This is a genomic window from Streptomyces sp. SM11 (assembly GCF_002910905.1).
Lineage (GTDB): Bacteria > Actinomycetota > Actinomycetes > Streptomycetales > Streptomycetaceae > Streptomyces.
In genome coordinates, this window is the sequence record NZ_NEUE01000260.1 from 1 (window position 1) to 20,710 (window position 20,710).

At 71.1% G+C, this 20,710-nt stretch carries 24 protein-coding genes and 1 pseudogene; 12 read left to right on the forward strand and 13 right to left on the reverse strand.

The window, feature by feature from the left end; translation table 11 throughout:
* From B9S58_RS39525 to glmS, 3 genes and pseudogenes are all read right to left on the reverse strand, one after another.
* Nucleotides 1-176: pseudogene (locus B9S58_RS39525) on the reverse strand (bifunctional ADP-dependent NAD(P)H-hydrate dehydratase/NAD(P)H-hydrate epimerase); the annotation flags it as partial.
* Nucleotides 177-258: 82 nt separating this feature from the next.
* Nucleotides 259-627 carry a holo-ACP synthase gene (locus tag B9S58_RS27795; protein WP_103534768.1) on the reverse strand — a complete coding sequence of 123 codons (369 nt, stop codon included), beginning with the start codon at nt 625-627 and terminating at the stop codon, nt 259-261.
* A gap of 58 nt (nt 628-685) precedes the next feature.
* The gene (gene glmS, locus B9S58_RS27800; RefSeq protein WP_103534769.1) at nt 686-2,533 is read right to left on the reverse strand and encodes a glutamine--fructose-6-phosphate transaminase (isomerizing); all 1,848 of its coding nucleotides are present in this window, start codon (nt 2,531-2,533) and stop codon (nt 686-688) included.
* Nucleotides 2,534-2,636: 103 nt separating this feature from the next.
* Between glmS and B9S58_RS27805 the strand changes: the two genes are divergently transcribed.
* Together B9S58_RS27805 and B9S58_RS27810 are read left to right on the forward strand one after the other, a co-directional pair.
* Nucleotides 2,637-2,858 carry a type II toxin-antitoxin system VapB family antitoxin gene (locus tag B9S58_RS27805; protein WP_181009488.1) on the forward strand — a complete coding sequence of 74 codons (222 nt, stop codon included), beginning with the start codon at nt 2,637-2,639 and terminating at the stop codon, nt 2,856-2,858.
* Entirely contained in the window at nt 2,855-3,265 is a 411-nt protein-coding gene (locus B9S58_RS27810) for a PIN domain-containing protein (protein WP_103534770.1), read from the forward strand. The genes B9S58_RS27805 and B9S58_RS27810 overlap by 4 nt, the downstream gene beginning before the upstream one ends.
* Nucleotides 3,266-3,320: 55 nt before the next feature.
* Here B9S58_RS27810 and B9S58_RS27815 read toward each other — a convergent pair whose 3' ends face one another.
* From B9S58_RS27815 to B9S58_RS27830, 4 genes are all read right to left on the reverse strand, one after another.
* Nucleotides 3,321-4,676, reverse strand: coding sequence for a M14 family metallopeptidase (locus B9S58_RS27815; protein ID WP_103534771.1), 1,356 nt, complete (start codon nt 4,674-4,676; stop codon nt 3,321-3,323).
* Nucleotides 4,677-4,865: 189 nt separating this feature from the next.
* On the reverse strand, nt 4,866-6,104 hold the full coding sequence (locus B9S58_RS27820; protein WP_103534843.1) for an RNA polymerase sigma factor: 1,239 nt from the start codon (nt 6,102-6,104) through the stop codon (nt 4,866-4,868).
* A 59-nt stretch (nt 6,105-6,163) separates the two neighbouring features.
* Nucleotides 6,164-6,514 carry a YciI family protein gene (locus B9S58_RS27825; RefSeq protein WP_032792637.1) on the reverse strand — a complete coding sequence of 117 codons (351 nt, stop codon included), beginning with the start codon at nt 6,512-6,514 and terminating at the stop codon, nt 6,164-6,166.
* A gap of 236 nt (nt 6,515-6,750) precedes the next feature.
* A complete protein-coding gene (locus B9S58_RS27830; protein ID WP_103534772.1) occupies nt 6,751-7,767 on the reverse strand; it encodes a helix-turn-helix domain-containing protein in 1,017 nt (338 codons plus the stop codon).
* 208 nt (nt 7,768-7,975) lie between these two features.
* On the opposite strand from B9S58_RS27830, the gene B9S58_RS27835 reads away from it, so the two are divergent.
* From B9S58_RS27835 to B9S58_RS27845, 3 genes are all read left to right on the forward strand, one after another.
* The gene (locus B9S58_RS27835; protein WP_258045105.1) at nt 7,976-8,827 is read left to right on the forward strand and encodes a hypothetical protein; all 852 of its coding nucleotides are present in this window, start codon (nt 7,976-7,978) and stop codon (nt 8,825-8,827) included.
* A 111-nt stretch (nt 8,828-8,938) separates the two neighbouring features.
* Nucleotides 8,939-9,394: a hypothetical protein gene (locus B9S58_RS27840; RefSeq protein WP_103534774.1), complete on the forward strand. Its 456-nt coding sequence runs from the start codon at nt 8,939-8,941 to the stop codon at nt 9,392-9,394.
* A 274-nt stretch (nt 9,395-9,668) separates the two neighbouring features.
* Nucleotides 9,669-10,217 (forward strand): hypothetical protein, encoded by a 549-nt coding sequence (locus B9S58_RS27845; protein WP_181009489.1) that lies wholly within the window; start codon nt 9,669-9,671, stop codon nt 10,215-10,217.
* Between the two features lie 2 nt (nt 10,218-10,219).
* On the opposite strand, the gene B9S58_RS27850 is transcribed toward B9S58_RS27845, so the two are convergent.
* Both B9S58_RS27850 and B9S58_RS27855 read right to left on the reverse strand, forming a co-directional pair.
* On the reverse strand, nt 10,220-11,311 hold the full coding sequence (locus B9S58_RS27850) for a hypothetical protein (protein ID WP_103534775.1): 1,092 nt from the start codon (nt 11,309-11,311) through the stop codon (nt 10,220-10,222).
* A 354-nt stretch (nt 11,312-11,665) separates the two neighbouring features.
* The gene (locus tag B9S58_RS27855) at nt 11,666-12,085 is read right to left on the reverse strand and encodes an ATP-binding protein (RefSeq protein WP_103534776.1); all 420 of its coding nucleotides are present in this window, start codon (nt 12,083-12,085) and stop codon (nt 11,666-11,668) included.
* Nucleotides 12,086-12,220: 135 nt separating this feature from the next.
* Here B9S58_RS27855 and B9S58_RS27860 point away from each other — a divergent pair, with 135 nt between their 5' ends.
* The 7 genes from B9S58_RS27860 (at nt 12,221) to coaA (ending at nt 16,835) form a co-directional block, all read left to right on the forward strand.
* On the forward strand, nt 12,221-13,102 hold the full coding sequence (locus B9S58_RS27860; protein WP_103534777.1) for a helix-turn-helix transcriptional regulator: 882 nt from the start codon (nt 12,221-12,223) through the stop codon (nt 13,100-13,102).
* Nucleotides 13,099-13,290 (forward strand): DUF397 domain-containing protein, encoded by a 192-nt coding sequence (locus B9S58_RS27865; protein ID WP_103534778.1) that lies wholly within the window; start codon nt 13,099-13,101, stop codon nt 13,288-13,290. Before B9S58_RS27860 ends, B9S58_RS27865 begins: the two co-directional genes overlap by 4 nt.
* Before the next feature lie 16 nt (nt 13,291-13,306).
* The gene (locus B9S58_RS27870) at nt 13,307-13,498 is read left to right on the forward strand and encodes a DUF397 domain-containing protein (protein ID WP_103534779.1); all 192 of its coding nucleotides are present in this window, start codon (nt 13,307-13,309) and stop codon (nt 13,496-13,498) included.
* A gap of 3 nt (nt 13,499-13,501) precedes the next feature.
* Nucleotides 13,502-13,900 carry a VOC family protein gene (locus B9S58_RS27875; protein WP_103534780.1) on the forward strand — a complete coding sequence of 133 codons (399 nt, stop codon included), beginning with the start codon at nt 13,502-13,504 and terminating at the stop codon, nt 13,898-13,900.
* 154 nt (nt 13,901-14,054) lie between these two features.
* On the forward strand, nt 14,055-14,699 hold the full coding sequence (locus B9S58_RS27880; protein WP_103534781.1) for an RNA polymerase sigma factor: 645 nt from the start codon (nt 14,055-14,057) through the stop codon (nt 14,697-14,699).
* On the forward strand, nt 14,687-15,688 hold the full coding sequence (locus tag B9S58_RS27885; protein WP_103534782.1) for a CU044_5270 family protein: 1,002 nt from the start codon (nt 14,687-14,689) through the stop codon (nt 15,686-15,688). Before B9S58_RS27880 ends, B9S58_RS27885 begins: the two co-directional genes overlap by 13 nt.
* Before the next feature lie 151 nt (nt 15,689-15,839).
* Nucleotides 15,840-16,835, forward strand: coding sequence for a type I pantothenate kinase (gene coaA, locus B9S58_RS27890; RefSeq protein WP_103534783.1), 996 nt, complete (start codon nt 15,840-15,842; stop codon nt 16,833-16,835).
* 106 nt (nt 16,836-16,941) lie between these two features.
* On the opposite strand, the gene B9S58_RS27895 is transcribed toward coaA, so the two are convergent.
* The 4 genes from B9S58_RS27895 to rplM form a co-directional block, all read right to left on the reverse strand.
* Nucleotides 16,942-17,556 (reverse strand): hypothetical protein, encoded by a 615-nt coding sequence (locus B9S58_RS27895; RefSeq protein ID WP_258045106.1) that lies wholly within the window; start codon nt 17,554-17,556, stop codon nt 16,942-16,944.
* Between the two features lie 342 nt (nt 17,557-17,898).
* Nucleotides 17,899-19,257 (reverse strand): phosphoglucosamine mutase, encoded by a 1,359-nt coding sequence (glmM, locus tag B9S58_RS27900; RefSeq protein ID WP_103534784.1) that lies wholly within the window; start codon nt 19,255-19,257, stop codon nt 17,899-17,901.
* Between the two features lie 278 nt (nt 19,258-19,535).
* Nucleotides 19,536-20,063 carry a 30S ribosomal protein S9 gene (gene rpsI, locus B9S58_RS27905; RefSeq protein WP_030579840.1) on the reverse strand — a complete coding sequence of 176 codons (528 nt, stop codon included), beginning with the start codon at nt 20,061-20,063 and terminating at the stop codon, nt 19,536-19,538.
* 44 nt (nt 20,064-20,107) lie between these two features.
* On the reverse strand, nt 20,108-20,551 hold the full coding sequence (gene rplM / locus B9S58_RS27910; RefSeq protein ID WP_103534785.1) for a 50S ribosomal protein L13: 444 nt from the start codon (nt 20,549-20,551) through the stop codon (nt 20,108-20,110).
* Nucleotides 20,552-20,710: the final 159 nt, after the last annotated feature.

The window sequence follows — 20,710 nt, forward strand, 5'->3', positions numbered from 1 at the left end:
CTGCCGACCAGGAGCAGGACCCGGGATCCGTACACCCGGCCGTTGCGCCGCAGCAGATCGCCGCAGGCCACGGCGAGCCCGGCGGCGGCGCGCCGCATCAGGGCGCCCTCCGGCAGTCGCTGCATGAGGGCGGCCTCGGCGGCCCGTACGGTCTCCACGCTGTAGGCACGTCGCATGGGTCCAACCCTCCGCGATCACGCGGACCGACGCCACCCCCGTACGCCCACCGCGCGGGCAGCGGGCTCACCCCCGCGGTGGTCACCCCTCCGCGATGACCACCGCCGACGCCACGCCCGCGTCGTGGCTGAGCGAGACGTGCCAGCCACGCACGCCCAGTTCGGCGGCGCGGGCGGCGACCGTGCCGCGTACCCGCAGCCGGGGCTGCCCGCTCTCCTCGACCCAGACCTCCGCGTCGCTCCAGAGCAGCCCACCGGGTGCGCCGATCGCCTTGGCCAGGGCCTCCTTCGCGGCGAACCGGGCGGCGAGCGAGGCGATTCCGCGCCGCTCGCCGCTGGGCAGCGTCAGCTCGCTGCCGACGAACAGCCGGTCGGCCAACTGGGGCGTACGCTCCAGCGCCGCGCCGAACCGCTCGATCTCGGCCACGTCGATCCCGACCCCAATGATCACGGCCCCACCCTCGCTGTTCCTGTCGCGCTCGCGCCCCGGTGCGCCCCGGGCCGCTCGCTCACTCCACCGTCACGGACTTCGCCAGGTTGCGCGGCTGGTCCACTTCGTTGCCGCGGGCCGTCGCGAGCTCGCAGGCGAAGACCTGGAGGGGCACGGCGGCGACCAGCGGCTGAAGCAGCGTAGGCGTTGCGGGGACGGTGATGAGGTGGTCGGCGTACGGGACGACGGCCTCGTCGCCCTCCTCGGCGACGACGATGGTGCGCGCGCCCCGGGCCCGGATCTCCTGGATGTTGGACACGATCTTGTCGTGGAGCACCGAACGCCCGCGCGGCGAGGGGACGATGACGACGACCGGGAGGCCCTCCTCGATGAGCGCGATCGGCCCGTGCTTCAGCTCGCCGGCCGCGAAGCCCTCGGCGTGCATGTAGGCGAGTTCCTTGAGCTTGAGCGCGCCTTCGAGGGCCACCGGGTAGCCGACGTGCCGGCCGACGAACAGGACGGTGTCGTGGTGGGCGAGGGACCGGGCCAGTTCGCGCACGGGCTCCATCGTCGTCAGGACGCGGTCGACCTCCCCGGAGACGGCGGAGAGCTGGCGCACCACCGCACGGATCTCGTCGCCCCATTTGGTGCCGCGCACCTGGCCGAGGTAGAGCGCCACGAGGTAGCAGGCGACGAGCTGGGTGAGGAACGCCTTGGTGGAGGCGACGGCGACCTCGGGCCCGGCGTGCGTGTAGAGGACGGCGTCGGACTCGCGCGGGATCGTCGAGCCGTTCGTGTTGCAGATGGCGAGCACCTTCGCGCCCTGCTCGCGGGCGTGCCGCAGCGCCATCAGGGTGTCCATGGTCTCGCCGGACTGCGAGATGGCGACGACGAGGGTGCGCTGGTCCAGGATCGGGTCGCGGTAGCGGAACTCGCTGGCCAGTTCGGTCTCGCAGGGCAGCCGGGTCCAGTGCTCGATGGCGTACTTGGCGATCATCCCGGCATGGAACGCGGTGCCGCAGGCGACGATGACGACCTTGTCGACCTCCCGCAGTTCGGTGGCCGGGATGCGCACCTCGTCGAGGTGGAGCGCGCCCTCCCCGTCGATCCGGCCGAGGAGGGTGTCGGCGACGGCCCGGGGCTGGTCGGCGATCTCCTTGAGCATGAAGGAGGCGTGGCCGCCCTTCTCGGCGGCGGACGCGTCCCAGTCGACGTGGTACTCGCGCACCTCGGCGAGCTCCCCGTCGAACCCGGTGACGACGACGCCCTCGCGGCTCAGCTCGACGACCTGGTCCTGGCCCAGCTCGACGGCGGACCGGGTGTGCGCGATGAACGCGGCGACATCGGAGGCGAGGAACCACTCGTCCTGTCCCACGCCCACGACGAGCGGTGAGTCGCGTCGGGCGCCGACCACCACGTCCGGCTGGTCCGCGTGCACGGCGACCAGGGTGAACGCCCCCTCCAGCCGCCGGCACACCTGGCGCATCGCGTCCGCGAGGTCCCCGCCCGCCGAGAACGCCTCGGCCAGCAGATGCGCGACGACCTCGGTGTCCGTCTCCGACTCCAGGGCGTGCCCGCGCCCGGTCAGCTCGCGGCGCAGGGCCGCGAAGTTCTCGATGATCCCGTTGTGGACGACGGCGACCCGGCCCGCGTTGTCCAGGTGGGGGTGGGCGTTCACGTCGTTGGGCGCCCCGTGCGTCGCCCAGCGGGTGTGCCCGATGCCGGTCCGCCCGGCCGGCAGCGGCCGGGACCCCAGCTCCTTCTCCAGATTGACGAGCTTGCCCGCCTTCTTCGCTGCGGCGAGCCCGCCGTCCGCGAGAACGGCGACGCCCGCCGAGTCGTACCCCCGGTATTCGAGGCGCTTGAGTCCCGCGACGACGACGTCCTGCGCCGACTGCCCACCGACATAACCCACGATTCCGCACATAACGGCACCCTACGGCCGGAGGCGCCTCGTGCGAGGAATGTTGGTGACATACCATTCTTTGTACATGCCCCACATCGGATGACGCGCGACGGGAGGGCCGGACATGTCGGTGACACAGATCGACATAGACGATGAAGCTCTGGAGCGGGCGATGGCCCTTTCCAAGGCGCGGACGAAGAAGGAAACGGTCAACATCGCCCTGCGCTTCTACGCCGAACAGCAGGAGCGCGCGGCACGCATCGGCCGCCACTTCGAGCGCGCACGCACCTGGGGCGCGGTCGAGGACGCCGAGCGGCGGCACCGGGCGGAGAAGGACGGCCGGTGATCTACCTGCTCGACACGTCGGGCCTCGTACGGCTGCTCTCCGACACCACCTTGCAGTCGGCGTGGTCCACCGCGATCGAGGCCGGAACGGTCGCCTCCTGCTATCCGCAGCGAGCGGAGTTCCTGTACGGCGCGCGGAACGCGCGCGAGTACGACGAGATCGTGGAGATGTTCGCCGACCTCTGCCCGGACGTCTCCGTACCGAAGAGCGCGGGTCGCTGGGTCACCTCGGTCCAGCACCGCATGGCACGTGCCGGACACCATCGCAGCGCCTCCGCCGTGGACCTCGTCATCGCGGCCACGGCTGCTCATCACGGCCTGACGGTCCTTCATGACGACCTCGACTACCGGACGGTCGCCCGGCACGCCCCCGATCTCGTCGAACACAGCGTCCGTGACGTGGCCTGAAGCTCCGGTGCGGACCGCTGCGGAGAAGTAGCCGCACCGGAGCGGGACCGGCCCGTCAGGAGCAGTACTGCGCCTCCTTGCCGATCGACCGGTACATGCAGTCCGCGTTCTCGATCAGCTGGAGCACCGCGTCCCGGTTCCGGGACGTCTCGCGCTCGATGACCTCGTCGGGCGGATAGAAACCGCCACCCCAGAACGAGCGGGGATACATCTCGAAGGTGTAGCCGAAGATCTTCTGCGAGCCCCACAGCCAGTCGTCGATGGACCCGTCGGTGATGTACAGGTCGCTGGACTGCTCGGCGGTGTATCCGTTGCTCGCGGCCATCTTGCGGCCCACGGCGGCGAACGCGTCACGGTCGTCGGCGGTCATGCCGGGGGCGGTGTCGCTGTAGGTGTAGCCGAAGGGCCACAGCACCAGTTCGCTGTACGTGTGGAAGTCGATGGCCGCCGTGATCTGCTGCTTCCCGCCGATCACCCGGCTGCGGACGAAGTCCGCCACGACCCTCGTCTCGGGAGCCGACTCGGCCGCGGCCCCGCGGTAGGTCTCCGACGACGGGCTGGAGGAGGAGCCGCCGCAGCAGCCCCACTTGTAGGCCCAGTTGCGGTTGAGGTCGGTCCCCACGGCGGTGGAGCCGGAATTGGGCTGACGGTTCTTGCGCCAGCTGCGGTACGAGCCCGAGGCGATGTCGTACTCGCCGCCGTCCGGGTTCATGTCCGGCACGACCCACAGCTCGCGGCCGTCGACCGCCCGGGTGATCCGGGAGTCGGAACCGTAGCCCTGGCCCAGTTCACGGAGCAGGTAGAGCGCCATCTCGACGGTCAGGTGCTCGCGGGCGTGCTGGTGGGCGGTGAACAGGACCTCGGGTTCGGCCTCGTCGGTGGCGACGTTGTCGCTGACCTTGACCGCGATGATGTCGCGGCCCTGGTAGGTCTTTCCGATGACGCGTTTACTCATGATCGAGGGGTTCGCGGCGATGCGCGCGTCGATCGCCGCGTTCATCTCGGCGTAGTTGTGGTAGCGGGAGTCGGCGGGCGGGAAGTCGAGGGCGCTCACGCCGTCCGCCGCGTGCGACTCGGCGGCCGGGGCGGGCAGGGCCTCCAGCACGTGGCCGCGCGCCCGGAGCTTCCGGGCCTGGGCGGCGTCGGCGGTGATCACGACGCCGTGGCCGTGGACCTCGTCGATCGAGACGCCCGCGCGGGCGATGTCGGTGCGGGCGGCGGGGGTGGTGCGCCCGGTGATCTCGTACTGGAGCGTCCGCTCGTCCGCGGCGACGGCCGCGTTCGGGGCCGGCGTCCCCGCGGTCGCCACGGCGGTGGCGGGGGCCGCGAGGCCGAGGGCGAGCAGGACGGCGAGGGCGGCGTTGCGTCGGGTCTTCGTCGGCCGGGGTCTCCGTGCGGTGACGAGTCGCATGCTGGCATCTCCTGGGTCCGTCGGGGTGGGGGGTGAAGCTGTGCGACGGGCACAGGATGAACTCATGTCATGACCGGGTCAAGATGATGGTTCCGGCCATCCCCTCCTGTTCGGCTCCTGTTCGGCCGATCGGGAATCGACAGGAATTCACCCTGTTCCCTCCCGCCCCGCCCCCGCCTACTCCTGTTCCTACTCCTGCTCCCCCAACTTCCGCCGCAGCGCGGCCCGCTCCGGCTCGGTACCCGCGAGTTCCAGCGCCTCCCGGTACGCGCCGGCGGCCTCCCCGTCCCGCCCCAGCCGGCTCAGCAGGTCACCCCGCGCCACCACGTACGGCGGGTACGCCCGCAGCCGGGGCTCTCCCGCCAACGCGTCGAGCAGCGCGAGACCGGCCCCCGGCCCGTCCCTCATCGCCACCGCCACGGCACGGTTCACCTCCACCACGGGGGACGGGGTGAGCGTGCGGAGCACGTCGTACAGGGCCACGATCTGCGGCCAGTCCGTGGCCGCCACGTCCGGCGCCTCGTCGTGCAGGGCTGCGATGGCGGCCTGTACCCCGTAGGGCCCGGCCGGCCCGCCCGTCAGCGCCTGTACGACCAGGGCGCGGCCCTCCTCGATCATCGGCCGGTCCCAGCGCCCCCGGTCCTGGTCCTCCAGGAGCACCGGCTCACCTTCCGGGCCGGTCCGCGCGTCGCGCCGGGCGTGGACGAGGAGCAGCAGCGCGAGGAGCCCTGCGCCCTCCCGTTCGGCGGGCAGCAGGCGGTGCAGTATCCGGGCCAGCCGGATCGCCTCCCCGGCCAGGTCGAGCCGCTGGAGACGGGGCCCCGAACTGGCCGCGTACCCCTCCGTGAAGACCGAGTAGACGACCTGGAGCACCCCGGGCAGCCGCTCCGGCAGTTCGTCGGGGCCCGGCACCCGGAACGGGATCCTGGCCTCGCGGATCTTCTTCTTCGCCCGCACGATGCGCTGGGCCATGGTCGGCGTCGGCACGAGGAACGCCCGCGCCACCTCCGGCGTGGTCAGCCCGGCGAGGCACCGCAGGGTCAGGGCGGCGCGGTCCTCGGCGGCGAGGGCGGGGTGGGTGCAGGTGAAGAACAACTGGAGCCGGTCGTCCGGCAGTTCACCGGCTCCGGACGTGTCGGCGGCGGGGGCGGGCTCGGCACGCTCCGCGTCCGCCCTCAGGACGGCGAGCCGGGCCGCGTACGCCTGGTCGCGCCGCAGCCGGTCCACCGCCCGACGCCGGGCGGTCGTCAGCAGCCAGGCCCCGGGCCGGGCGGGGACGCCCTCGGCGGGCCAGTGCCGCAGCGCGGCCTCGATCGCCTCGGACGTCACCTCCTCGGCCAGGTCGAGGTCCCCGAACCGGCGGACGAGGGAGGCGAGCAACAGCCCGCGCTCCTCCCGGAACACCGCCTCGACGGCTGCGGCGGCCACGCCGCCCTCCTTCAGGAACCCGTCCTCCCCCGGGACAGCGCCCTCGCCCGGCACGGCTCTCAGGCCCCGAAGTCCGCGACCGGCCGGACGACGACCGAGCCGCCGTCGCGCGAGCCGGGGCAGCGCGCGGCCCAGTCGAGGGCGGCGTCGAGGTCGGGCACGTCGATCACGAGGAACCCGCCCAGCAGCTCCCGCGTCTCCGCGAACGGCCCGTCCGTCACGGTCCGCTCCCCCGTGGGCGAGACCCGCACGGTGGTCGCGGTCACCAGGTCGGCCAGCGACTCCCCGGAGACGTGGATGCCCGCGTCGCGTACGTCCTTGTCGTAGGCCATCCAGTCCTCGACGGTGCACTGGGGCGCACCGCCCTGCTCGTCGACGGCCCCGCTGTGGATCAGCAGCATGTACTTCATGGTCGGCTCCTTCTCGTCCGTGTGCCACGTGTGTCGCGCCCGCCGTGCGGGTCGCCCTACACGATGACGACGAACGGGACCGGGCCCGATCGACACGCCGCCAGGATATTTTTGACGCCGCCGGATCACGCCTCCAGATCACGACGGGATCCGGCGGCCGACCGATCCGGCCGCGCGGGCCCTCTTGTCGCACCGGGTGGCGACGTGGTGGCGGTTGCGGCGTGAGTGGTCGGCAGTCACTGCCGTGCGGAGCCGCCTCGGGCCGCGGCACGCAGCACGGCTGCCCCCGCAGGCGTCAGGCTGTGGAGCACGTTCGCCCCGTTCCGGCTGCTGGTGACGAGCCCCGCGTCGCGCAGCGCCGTGGCGTGCCTGCTGGCCGACGAGGCGGACACGCCCGCCGCGCGAGCGATCTCCCCGGTCGTGGCGCCGGCCGCGGCGGTGACCAGAGCCGCGGCACGAGCGCGGCCCAGTAACGCGGTCAGCGACGCCGTACCGGACAGGTCCGCGAATTCCGGTCCCGCCGCGGAGGCGGGAGGCTCGTAGCACACCGGATAGCAGACGACCGGTGGCAGGTCCGGAGACGCGAGGCTGATCGGGTTGTTCCAGGAGAAGTACGAGGGGGCCAGGGTCAGCCCGCGGCCGTCGAGATACAGGTCGCGGTCCTCGGCGGGGTAGTCGAGGTGCAGGACGGGGCTGCTCCAGCGCATGGTGGACCCGAGCCTGCTGAGCATGCCCTCGGTCCCGCCGTCCAGGAGTTCACGGCCGCGTGCGGTTCGCTCGGCCTCGACGCCGGCCTGCACCTCCTCCTCGTACGGAGCGATGACCGCTTCGTGATACGCCTTCAGGACTCCGGTGAATTCCCTGCGTGCCGCCGGCTCGGCCAGCCGCGGGGCCCAGGAGGGCGCTCCGACGGTCCTGTCGAGGATGGCCACCTCGCTCAGCACCTGCCGGGGCGAGGTGGCGAGGATCGCATCCAGCCCCGCGTCCAGCCCTCCGCCGGATTCGGCCGGAGTCAGAAAGTCCGGGAAGTAAACGCCCTTGGGGAACATCGGCAGGAGCACGGTGCGCAGGGCGCTCTCCAGCCCCTTGTCCCGCAGCCGGTGGCGTGCGGTGCGGTACCAATGTGCGTACGCCCAGCGACCCCGCCGCGTCTGGAATCGCTGCAGGCTCATCGCGATCTCCCAGAGTGGATCGGGCCCGCCGGTGAACCGTGTCCTGGCGAGGTCGGCATCGCCGAAATGGATGCGGAGCAATTCATTCCCCCCGGATGAGCTCAGTATTTGCAGTCCACTGCAAGAGTGTGGCCAACCGCTCGTCTCTGGGCAATCGTAGGACGCGCAGGGCACCGGAGGGATCGGGGAGAGTTCCAGGATGAAGCGAGCGTTCGCAGCCGCAAGCACGGCCGCATTGATCGTGGTGGGTGCGGTGGCAGGCTGCACCACGAACGGGAACGACCCTTCCGTGTCCGACGGTTCACAGCAGGACATCGCGTCCACTAACGCCACGGGAGAGGCCAGGGAGCTGACGGACGCCGAGCAGATCCTGGTCCAGCGTGCGGAGCAACTCCTCGTCAAGAAGTGCATGGAGAACGAGGGCTTCCGTTACTGGGTGGGGCCGATGCCGACCGTCGACGACCTCAAAGGCGGCGGGTACATGGTGACCGACGTCGCCTGGGCGAAGAAGCACGGATACGGCAGCCGACTTCAGGAGAAGGTCCAGGAAGCCCAGCGGAACGACCCCAACCACAGCTACGCCAACGCGCTCCCCGAGAAGGGCCGCATCCGGTACAGCGAGACCCTGGAAGGCACCCCGTCGAGCGGCATGCTGACCGCCGAACTGCCCGGGGGCGGCACCGTCAAGACACCCGATGCCAGCTGCCAGGTCGACGCCAAGCAGCAGCTCTACGGGGACTTCGCGACCTGGTTCCGGGCCGAGAAGACAGCCACCAACCTGTCCGGCCTGTACGTGCCGGACCTCCTCGACGACAAGCGCTTCGTGAGTGCGGTCGAGGAGTGGTCGACATGCATGGCCAAGGCGGGCCACGCATACGCCGACCCGCCGGCGATCCGCGAGGAACTCCCCGAACTCGCCGGAGGACAAGACGCGGACGAGGCGTTCGCCATCGAGGTGGACCTGGCGGTCGCCGAAGCCACCTGCGCCACCAGCTCGTCCCTGTCCGAGACCGCCCGCACGCTCGAAGCGGAATACCGCGACAAAAAACTCGGGCGCTACAGCAAAGACATCGCCGCGTATCAGCACATGAGCCTCACCGCACTTGCCCGGGCCGAGGACATCACGGACTCGACGGCCTGACACCGCCCCGGCCCGACCGCCCGGCCCGACCGGCCCGGGCCCACCGACTTCCGCGGCACCACGGCCGCGGGACACCCGCCCAGCACACCACCGCACAAGGAGCGATTCAGCATGCGTAAAATCCTGGCCACCGCCGCCACCCTCAGCCTCGCGGGCCTCGGCGCGATCGTCCCCGCGACCAGCGCGCAGGCGGCGTCCGCGGCGTGCGACACCGCCTGGCGGAACGGGGGATCGGGTTATGTCTTCGCCTACAACCTCACCAACTGCAGCGGCTACTTCGGCAAGGCCAGCGGCAACGACGCGAACTGGGGCAACTCCGCCGGCGGATTCCAGGGCTCCGACAACAACAGGGCATCGTCGATCGTGCACAAGGGCACGTCCGGGATGGCCGTGAAGGTCTACAGCGGAACGGGCTACTCCGGCGGGCACACCTGCCTCAAGAAGTCCGAGTACTACATGAGCAGCCTCATCGGCCACAAGTTCAACAACGGCGTGTACGTGAACAACGCCATCAGCTCCCACAAGTGGGTGTGGGAGTCCTCCTGCAGCAAGTTCCTGGACTCCTGACCTGACCGTCCTTCCGCGCGGCTGACCTCGCGCGCCCCCTCCATGGCCTGCCGGCCTACCGCCGGCAGGCCATCGGCCGGCCCTCGCGGATCGTGCGGCAGGGCCGGGCGCAACCGAGGGGACCGGGCCCCGAACGACGTTCGACGACCCACCCGCCCCGGCCACCCGCCCGACATCGTGGTGAGCCTTGGTGAGCGTCCCGGCGCATGCTTGTCGAACACACGGCCCCGGCCTCCGGCCTGCGGCCGACGGCCTCCGACTTCGGGGAGTTCTCATGCGCAGCATCGTTCTGGGCGCTATCGGCACGGCCTGCGTGGCCGTGGTGACCCTCGGCACGGGCCACGCGGCGGCGGCCCCGGCCACCACCGCTCCGCAGGGATCCGGCTGGGAACCGGCCCCCTCGGCCCCCTGGGACGTCGCGGCGGGCGAGCGGTGCGCGTTCGCCATCCACGGCGAGCCGATCGTGGACGAGGTCGTCCGGCGTGAACTGCCCCCGCCCGCCGAGGGCGTCACCCGCAGCGCGTACAAGGGCGACCTCGTGGTCCGGGTGACGAACAAGGAGACCGGCGCCCACTACGACGCCGACGTGAGCGGCTCCGCCCTGGTCGACGTGCACGCCTCCGGGGCCCAGTTCTGGCGCGTGGCAGGCCCGGCGCTGGTGGGTGTCGGGGACGGCAACCTCGCCCGGGGCATGTACGTCGTCGACGGCGTCTACACGATCGGCATCAGCCCGACGGGCAGCAAGACCGTGACGGGCCCGGTGGTCGCCACGGACAGCATCTGCGCCCACATCGACCGGCCGAAAGCGGCACGGGGGCGTTGACGTCACACGCCGAGCAGCTGCGGCTCGCCGCCGTACGCACGGGTCTCGCGGCACTCCCCGCAGTGTCCCGGCACGGACGACCGGAAGGCCCGGTCGCAGTCGTCGCAGTTCTGCAGGGGGACAACAGGCACGGGGGCGGGCAGGGACGGCGGCAGCAGCGCGATGAGCCGGTGCCGCAACAGCTTCGCCGGGTGGCGGAGAGGTACGGGCGGATCATCGGTGAGCGCGGCGCGCACGGCGGCCGGCCGCACACCCCGCTCCAGCCAGGCGGCGACCCCGGGAGTGAGCACCTCCACGTCCCGCTCGGTGAGGGCGAAGAGGGGCGCGGTGGCCTGGAGCCCGGCGAGCAGGCGGGCTGCCTCGGCGAGCAGCGCGTCGCCGGGCCTGCGGGGGAAGGGCATCGGCGGGGGCGGCGGCTTGGGCGCGGTGGGCGGCGGCACGAGCCGGGACGGGGGCTCGGGCCGGGACTCCCGCACCGCGACGGGCTCCGGCGTCGGTACGTGGACGAGGGCGGGCGCGGGTACGGCAGCGGGGGCGGGGGCGGATTCGTGCTCTGGTACGCGAGCCGGTACGGGTGCGGGTACGGGCTCACACACGGGCGCGGCCTTCGGCTCCGGTTCGGGCGCGAGCGCGGTCTCCCGTACGGGCACGGGCGCGGGCGCGGCCTTAGTCTTCCGTACGGGCACGGGCACGGCTCCCCCGCTGCCCCCGGCAACCCCACCAGCCCCGACAACCCCCGCTCGCCGGGCCGCCGCCTCCGGGTGGTTGTACGACTCCGTGCGGGTGGCCACCCGCCCGCCCTGGACGCGTTCGCGGATGCGGCGCAGGAACCCGTGGTGCTCCAACTCCCGCAGCGCGGCGGCGATGCGCGCCTCGCTCTCCGGGAAGATCGCGGCGAGCGCCTTGACGCCGATGCGCCTCCCGGCGGGCAGCGACTGGATGTGGGTGCCGAGGCCGATGGCCAGCAGGGACATGCCCCGGTGCTGGGAGAGCCGGTTGGAGATGATCGAGTAGCCGTCGGTGAGCCGGATGTTGATGTGTACAACACCGGAGGACGGGGCGCGCGAGGGCGCGCTAACCTGCTGGGTATCCATCGGGAAGCTCCTACTTCCTCGGTGGTCAGGTCCTCGATCGGGATGCCAGTCCCGGCCGGGGGCCGTCTCATGTCTGGGGTGGTGGTCAGCGTGAGCATATGCCCGCCAACAGGTCATAAATCCAGCCCGGTTGGCACACTTCACCCGTGCGAGTGACGAGGCCCTCGCGGACTCACGCGCCCGCGCGCCCAGGGGTGGCAATTGGCCGGGTCAGGGTTGGGTTGGGTTATTTCCCCCGTACTCAAAGACAAGTACTCAAAAGCTCTTACGTCGCGGGTGGCCGCGACGCGGTCCACCACGTCGCGGCCACCCGCATCCCGGCCCACCGGATCGCGGTCCACCGGGTCGCGGCAGTCACGATCCGGTGAGAGCCACCTCCGCCCAGACGGTCTTGCGCGGGAACGGCCCGTGCTCCGTGCCCCACCGCACCGACAACGCCTCGACGAGCAACAGCCCGCGCCCGCTCTCGGAGTCGGCGGCCGGGGCCTGCTTCTCCGGGAGGCTCTCGCCCCGGGTGTCGACGACCTCGATTCGCAGGACGTCGTCGTACACGCTGAGCAGGATCCGGAAGTCCCGCCCCGGGACGTACCCGTGCAGCGCCGCGTTGGTCGCCAGCTCGCCGATGACGAGACCCGCGTCCTCCAGCGGCAGCCCCCAGGAGCGCAGTTGCTCGGTAGCCAGCAGGCGGGCGAGCCGGGCGCCCCGGCGGGTGGCGGAGAGCTGGACGGCGAACTGTCCGGTGCGCGCCCTCGGTTGGGTGATTCTTTGGTTCATGTCACTCAGAGTGTCCGGACGTATCTACTCTGAGAAGCACTGACGCGAGTACGGACAGTGACTGTCCCCGGTGTACCGGGCCCCGTCCCCGCCGTACGCGTCCGGCACACGCACACGGGTGGAGGCATCTGTCGCATGGCTGACATGGACAACCAGGACCGCGAGAACCGCACGGCGCTCGACGGGGACGACGAGGACCGGGACTTCGGCCTGGAGGACGACTCCGGCGCGGTCATCGCGGCGGTCGGCCGGCAGGTCAAGCTCTGGCGCGAGGCGGCCGGACTGCGGGCCGCCGAGCTGGGCACGGCCATCGGGTACAGCGAGAACCTGGTCTTCAAGGTCGAGGGCGGACGGCGCATCCCGAAGCCGGAGTTCCTGGACAAGACGGATGAGGCCGTCGGGGCGGGCGGCAAGATCTCGGCGATGAAGAAGGACGTGGAGGAGGCGCGGTATCCGAAGAAGGTCCGCGACCTGACGAAGCTGGAGGCGGAGGCTGTCGAACTCGGCGCATACGCCGGGGTCGTGATCCACGGGCTGCTCCAGACCGAGGAGTACGCGCGCGCCCTGTACCGCGAACGGCGGCCCGCGTACAGCGAGGACGACATCGAGCGCCTGGTGACCGCCCGGATGGCCCGGCAGGTGGTCTTCGACCGACGGCCCGCCCCTCTGCTGACCTTTGTCCAGGAGGAGTCGACCCTGCGCAGGCGGACCGGGGGCAGAATGGTCCTGCGGCGCCAGCTCGAACACCTGCTTGAGCTGAGCCAGTTGCGGCATGTCGAGATCCAGGTCATGCCGATGGAGGCGGAGGAGCACGCGGGTCTCGGCGGTTCACACCAAGTGCTTAAGCTCAAAGATGGAAAGACGGTCGGGCACAACGAGGTCCAGCTCATCAGCGGGCTGATCACCAACCCGCGCGAGGTGCAGATCCTGGAGATGCGGTACAACCTGATCCGGGCGCAGGCCCTCACTCCTCGGCTGTCACGGGAATTCATCGAGAAACTGCTGGGAGAGACATGAACAGCACCGAGCTGACCTGGTTCAAGAGCAGCTACAGCACCAACGACGGCCCTGATTGCATCGAGGTCGCCGCCGCCCCCGCAACCATCCACGTACGCGACTCCAAGCAACTCCCCACCGGCGGCCCGCACCTCGGCTTCGGCCCGGCCGCCTGGGCGGACTTCGTCACCTACGCCTCACAGGCTTGAGCCCACCAGGAGAGACATGAACAGCACCGAGCTGACCTGGTTCAAGAGCAGCTACAGCACCAACGACGGCCCTGATTGCATCGAGGTCGCCGCCGCCCCCGCAACCATCCACGTACGCGACTCCAAGCAACTCCCCACCGGCGGCCCGCACCTCGGCTTCGGCCCGGCCGCCTGGGCGGACTTCGTCGCGTACGCGTCGGAGGCCTGAGTCATGTCCGTACCACCGGCCGTGCGGGTCAAGGACTTCGACCACCTCGTCCTCAACGTCGGGGACGTCGAGCTGGCCCTCGCGTTCTACTGCGGGCCGCTCGGTCTGGAGCCGGTCCGGGTCGAGGAGTGGCGGGCGGGCGAGGTCCCGTTCCCCTCGGTCCGGGTCAGCCCGACCACGATCATCGACCTGCTCGACCGCCCGCGCGGCGAGTCGAACGTGGACCACATCTGCCTCGTCGTCGACCCGCTCGACTGGCAGGAGGTCATCGACTCCGGGGTGTTCACGGTGAAGGAGGGCCCGGTCCTCCGCTTCGGGGCCCAGGGCTCGGCCACCTCGGTCTACGTGCTCGACCCGGACGGCAACACGGTCGAGCTGCGCTGGTATCCGCAGGACGCGTAGGCCGGGCGGGCCCGCGCACGGAACGGGCGGACGGGCGGTGGAGCGTCTCGCGGGACGCCTCACCGCCCGTGAACCGTTCCGCCCGTGAACCGTTCCGGCCGCTGCGGGCAACAGGGGTGACAGCCACACCCACCGACGCACCCCTGGAGGCGCAGTGACCGGACCACCTCCGGCCCGCCCAGGCACCGAGGGCGAGGCGAGAGACGACGCGGACGTCATCACCCAGTCCCTCGACGAGCCCGAACTGTTCGCCGGGCTGTACGACCGGCACGCCCCGGACATCCACCGCTACGCCGCCCGCCGGCTCGGGGAGGGCCCGGCGGACGACATCACGGCGGAGACGTTCCTCATCGCGTTCCGCACCCGGGACCGCTACGACACCGCCCACCGGCTGGCCCGGCCCTGGCTGTACGGCATCGCGGCCAATCTGATCGGCAAGCACCGCCGTAGCGAGGTCCGCGCGCTGAAGGCGCTGGCCCGGACGGGTCACGACCCGGTGGCCGCGTCCTGGAGCGACCGCTCGGACGACCGGCTGGCCGTCCAGGCCCCCCTCGCGGGGGCACTGGCCGCGCTCTCCCCCGGCGACCGGCACGTCCTGCTGCTCGTCGCCTGGGCGGACCTCGGCTACCAGGAGGTCGCCGACGCGCTGCGGATACCGCTGGGCACGGTCAGGTCCCGGCTGAACCGGGCCCGCCGCAAGGTCCGCGAGGCGCTGAGCACCGATCCCGCGTTCACCTCGGCGTTCGATGCGACGCCCGCCACGACCGGACAGGAGCTGAACCCGTCATGGACGAAATGACCCAGCTGCGCGAGCTGCGCGCCGACGCCCCCGTACCCGACCGCGCCGACCTCGCTCCCGGCCGCGAACGCCTGACCGACGCCATCTCGGGCAGGAACCGCCGTGCCCGCAGGCTGTGGGCCGACTGGCGCATCGCCTCGCTCGGCGCGGTGGTGGCGATCACCGCGGCGGCGCTCTTCGTCACCCAGGTCGTCGGCATCTCCTCGCCCCGGCCAGCGGGGCCGGCGACCGTGGCGGGCGACCTCGACCTGTCCGGCCCGGAGGCCGCCCTGGGGCGGGCCGCCGACTTCCTGGAGCGGCAGGAGGTCCCTCCCGAGCCCCGGTCGGACCAGTGGATCTACACACGTGTCATAGACGGCAGGGACCAGGACCTGGAGTCGCTGAAGGACCTGCCGGACGACCTCGCCGAGCAGCTGGCCGAGAGCCTCGACCCCGACCAGTGGGTCCCGTACGACGACAAGGCCGCGGAGAACGACGCATCCGACACGGACTACCGGACCGCCCGCGAGTCCTACCGGATCGCCGCGGGACTGCCGGAGGACCCCGAAGCGCTCCTCGCGGAACTGCGGAAGGTCTTCCCCACCGGCAGCGGGCCCGACGGGCCCCCCGAAGCCAAGGACGAGCACAGCTTCCGCGCCCTGTCCGTTCTGCTGGAGTCGTATCCGCTCCCGCCGGACGCGATGGCCCGGATCTACCGGGCGATGGCCACGGTGGGGGGCGTGAAGGTGACCGACCACCTGATCCGGGACGCCTCCGGCCGCGAGGTCATCGCCGTGACCCGGAAGTACGACGGGAGCGACAGCCGGCGCGAGATCCTCATCGACCCGGTGGACTACAGCTACGCGGGAGAGCGCGACGTGGTCACCAGGACCCACGAGATCTCCGGCCCCGACGGCACCGAACCCATGGTCTCCAAGCGCGGCGACGTCCTGATCGACCTCGCGAGGACCAAGGCGGCCGTCGTCGACGCCAAGGGGCAGAAGCCCTGACCGTACGGCTCGCATCGAACTCGGGCGCGGGCCCGGTGTCCGGCACAGGGGAGCGGACACCGGACCCGCGGCCGTCCCACGCACCGCCCCCCGGCACCCACGTGACCGACCCCACCCCCCACTCCGTTCAAAGTCCCGCAACAATGAACAGGTGATCACCTCACCCGCACGGAGCCCCCACCGTCGCACCGAGCATGCGCCGACCCCCTACGTCGACCTCTCGCGCGACGAGTGGAGCGCACTGCGGGACAAGACCCCGCTGCCGCTGACCGCCGACGAGGTGGAGCGGCTGCGGGGGCTCGGGGACGTCATCGACCTGGACGAGGTGCGGGACGTCTACCTGCCGCTCTCCCGGCTGCTCAACCTGTACGTCCAGGCCACCTCCGGGCTGCGCGGCGCGCTGAACACCTTCCTCGGGGACGCCGGGAACGGGCACGGGGAGCAGCGCGGCACCCCGTTCGTCATAGGGGTCGCGGGCAGTGTCGCCGTCGGCAAGTCCACCAGCGCCCGTATCCTCCAGGCGCTGCTGGCCCGCTGGCCGGAGCACCCGAGCGTCGAGCTGGTGACCACGGACGGGTTCCTGCTGCCGATGAAGGAGCTCAAGGCGCGCGGGCTGACCTCCCGCAAGGGGTTCCCGGAGTCCTACGACCGGCGTGCCCTGACCCGCTTCGTCGCCGACATCAAGGCGGGCAAGGACGAGGTGACCGCCCCCGTCTACTCGCACCTGATCTACGACATCGTGCCCGACGAGCGGCTCACCGTGCGCCGCCCCGACATCCTCATCGTCGAGGGCCTCAACGTCCTCCAGCCCGCACTGCCCGGCAGCGACGGCCGCACCAGGGTCGGGCTCGCCGACTACTTCGACTTCAGCGTGTACGTGGACGCGCGCGCCGAGGACATCGAGACCTGGTACCTGAACCGCTTCCGCAAGCTGCGCGCCACGGCGTTCCAGGACCCGTCCTCGTACTTCCGCAAGTACACCCAGGTCTCCGAGGAGGAGGCGCTGGACTACGCGCGCACCATGTGGCGGACCATCAACAAACCGAACCTGCTGGAGAACGTGGCCCCGACGCGCGGGCGTGCCACCCTGGTGCTCCGCAAGGGGCCGGACCACAAGGTCCAGAAGCTGTCCCTGCGCAAGCTCTGACCGCTTCGGCCCGGAAGGGAAGGGCGGGCGGATCGCGACGAGCGTTCTCAGCGATGAGGAGCCGGAGGCCCTGCGGTCGTTTCCGACGATCGGCGAGGACCAGCGGCTATCCGGCTTCGGGCCGAGCGGCAGCCGATGCCTCGTTCGCTCGGCGACGTCGGTGGTACGCGACGGTGAGGATCGCCAGGAGCGGGCCCCAGGCGAGGAGCGGGGCGTACGTCGTCCACAGCGCCCAGGCGGCCGGACCGCTGGTAGGGAGACCGCCGCCGTTCTCGTTCAGCGGCTCCACGAATCCGAAGATCATGTTCAGCACGCCGTACGCGCAGAACATCATGATCAGCGCTGCCCCGAGTGCGGCCGGAATGACCACCGCCGGAATCGGGATCCGTCTGCCGCGCAGCCCCGGCACCCAACGCGGGACGACTTCGCCCCACGGCCGCACCAGCCCGAGGGCGAGCAGCGCGAGCCCTTCGGAGACCACGGACAGCCCGATCACGTACGGGCGTTCCCACACCGCCCAGGGGAAATCCGCGTCGTAGCCGGCCAGTCCCAGCACCAGCGCGACACGCCACAACCCGGACGGCAGGACACACAGCGGGATGGCGTGGGCCACCCGGACCGCCCAGCGGGGAACGGGCTCGACGGGCTCGCGGACGGCCGGCGCGCCGACCGGTATCTCCGCTGCCGTCGCTGCTGCTGTGGCCCTGGCCCGCGTGGTCACGTGTGCCCTCCCCGACGAGATCCGACGTTGTCGATCCTCGCGTGCGGAGTGGGTGCTCAGCATCCGCCGCCGGGTTGAGCGGCGCTCGCCCGCGCGGCGGACGCCGGGGCGACCCCGGGACGACCGCCCGCGCTCCGGGCGCTCCTCGGCGGGCACACACCAGCGGCTGCGCTGCTTCATCCTCTGGGCTGGGCCGCAGCCACCCAGCGTTGCTTCCCGGCGAGAACTCGCTGCGCCCCATGGAAGGTCCGGCGTGTACAGAGGCCCCCGGCGAGCACGCCGGGGGCCTCTGTACACGGATGACGCGGGTGACCCGTGCGCGCCGGGTCCTGAAGCGAGGGCTCAGCCCAGCGCGGACTTCACCACATCGGCCAGCCGGCCCGCGACGGCCCGCGCCTGCTCGATGTCGGCGGCCTCGACCATGACCCGCACCAGCGGCTCCGTGCCCGACTGGCGCAGCAGCACGCGCCCGGTCTCGCCGAGCTCGCGCTCCGCCTCGACGACCGCGGTGGCCAGTTCGGACGAGGTGTTCACCCGGGTCTTGTCGACGTCGGGGACGTTGATGAGGACCTGCGGCAGGCGCTGCATGACCCCGGCCAGCTCGGCGAGGCTCCGGCCGGTGGCGGCGACGCGGGCCGCCAGCATCAGGCCGGTCAGCGTGCCGTCGCCGGTCGTGGCGTGGTCCAGGACGATGACGTGCCCGGACTGCTCGCCGCCGAGCGCGAAGCCCTCGGCCTTCATCGACTCCAGGACGTACCGGTCGCCGACCGCCGTCTGGACGAGCTGGATGCCCTCGCGCTCCATGGCCAGCTTGAAGCCGAGGTTCGACATCACGGTGCCGACGACGGTGTCCTTGCGCAGCGAGCCGGCGTCCCGCATCGCGAGGGCCAGCACGGCGAGGATCTGGTCGCCGTCGACCTCCTCGCCCGCCGCGTCCACGGCGAGGCAGCGGTCGGCGTCGCCGTCGTGCGCGATACCGAGGTCGGCCCCGTGCTCGACGACGGCGGCGCGCAGCAGCTCCAGGTGGGTGGAGCCGCAGCCGTCGTTGATGTTCAGGCCGTCCGGGTCGGCCCCGATGGTGACGACCTCGGCCCCGGCCCGCGCGAACGCCTCGGGCGAGACCCGGGCGGCGGCGCCGTGCGCCTCGTCCAGGACGACCTTGAGGCCGTCGAGCCGGTTGGGCAGGACGCCGATGAGGTGGGCGACGTACCGGTCGAAGCCCTCCGTGTAGTCGGTGACCCGGCCGACGCCGGCGCCGGTCGGGCGGCTCCACGGCTCACCGGTGCGGTGCTGCTCGTAGACCGTCTCGATCCGGTCCTCCAGCTCGTCGGCGAGCTTGTGGCCGCCGCGCGCGAAGAACTTGACGCCGTTGTCGGGCATCGCGTTGTGACTGGCGGAGAGCATCACGCCGATGTCCGCGCCGAGCGAGCCGGTGAGATACGCCACGGCGGGCGTCGGCAGCACGCCGACGCGCAGCACGTCCACACCGGCGCTGGCCAGGCCCGCCACGACGGCGGCCTCCAGGAACTCTCCGGATGCCCGCGGATCACGTCCGACCACCGCGGTCGGGCGATGGCCCGCGAAGGTGCCCGCCTCGGCGAGTACGTGCGCCGCCGCGACCGAGAGGCCGAGCGCGAGCTCGGCCGTCAGATCGGCGTTGGCGACACCGCGTACTCCGTCCGTACCGAAGAGTCGTCCCACTGGTGTCCTCCGAAGTGCTCCGAAAACCACAATCAACCACTGCACAGCAAACGAGCTGAGCAACCAAACAACGAAAGCAACGAAACAACGCAAAACCGCACCTCGGCGGCATGGCGCGACCGACCTGCCGGATGCGCGACAGCACTCACCGGGCCGCGGTCCCGTCGCGGGCCGATGAACGTCTTATGCCGTTATACGCCCGCGAGGGCTGATAAACGAACGCCCCAGCAGCACAGAGTGTGCCGCCGGGGCGAACGTGACAGTCGAGCAGGCGATACTTAGCGCTTGCTGTACTGCGGGGCCTTACGGGCCTTCTTGAGACCGGCCTTCTTGCGCTCGACCGCACGGTCGTCGCGGGAGAGGAAGCCGTTCTTCTTCAGCGTGGCGCGGTTGTTGTCCACGTCCGCCTCGTTCAGCGAGCGGGCCACACCGAGGCGCAGGGCACCGGCCTGACCGGAGACACCGCCACCCGAGATGCGGGCCACGACGTCGTAACGACCGTCGAGCTCGAGAACCTTGAAGGGCTCGTTGACTTCCTGCTGGTGCACCTTGTTGGGGAAGTAGTCCTCAAGGGTGCGACCGTTGATCTTCCACTTGCCGGTGCCCGGGATGATCCGGACGCGGGCGATGGCGTTCTTGCGACGGCCAAGGCCGGCCGCGGGCTGCGGGTCGCCGAAGCGGCCCGCGAGCGACTCGGAGGTGTACTCACCCTCGACGGGGACCTCGGACTCGAAGGTGGTCACCTCGGCAAAGGTCTCCTCGCCCTCGGTGCCCTCGACGGGGGTCTCAACAGTGGTCTCGGCCACGATTCTCCTCAGATCTTTCTGTATGTCTTAGGGGGTGGCCGGAACTACTGCGCGACCTGGGTGATCTCGAACGGGACCGGCTGCTGAGCAGCGTGCGGGTGCTGGTCGCCCGCGTAGACCTTGAGCTTCGAGAGCATCTGACGGCCCAGGGTGTTCTTGGGGATCATGCCCTTGATGGCCTTCTCGACGGCCTTCTCGGGGTTCTTCGAGAGCAGCTCGTCGTACCGCACCGCGCGGAGACCGCCCGGGAAGCCCGAGTGGCGGTACGCCATCTTCTGGGTCTTCTTGTTGCCGGACAGGTGAACCTTGTCGGCGTTGATGATGATGACGAAGTCGCCCATGTCCATGTGGGGGGCGTAGATCGCCTTGTGCTTGCCTCGGAGGAGGTTCGCGGCCGTGGTGGCCAGACGGCCCAGGACGATGTCCTGCGCGTCAATGATGTGCCACTGGCGAGTGACATCGCCGGGCTTGGGGCTGTACGTACGCACTTCGCAGCCTTCGCTTCTTCAGTGGATGGGATCCAGACACACGGCACCTCTGAAGCGATATGCAGCTGGGGCTCACAAGGCCGGGGACGCTGCCCGTATGCGAGCCACTGGTAACTGCTCCAGGGAACCTACGTAAGGCCCTTCGCGTGAGAACGACGA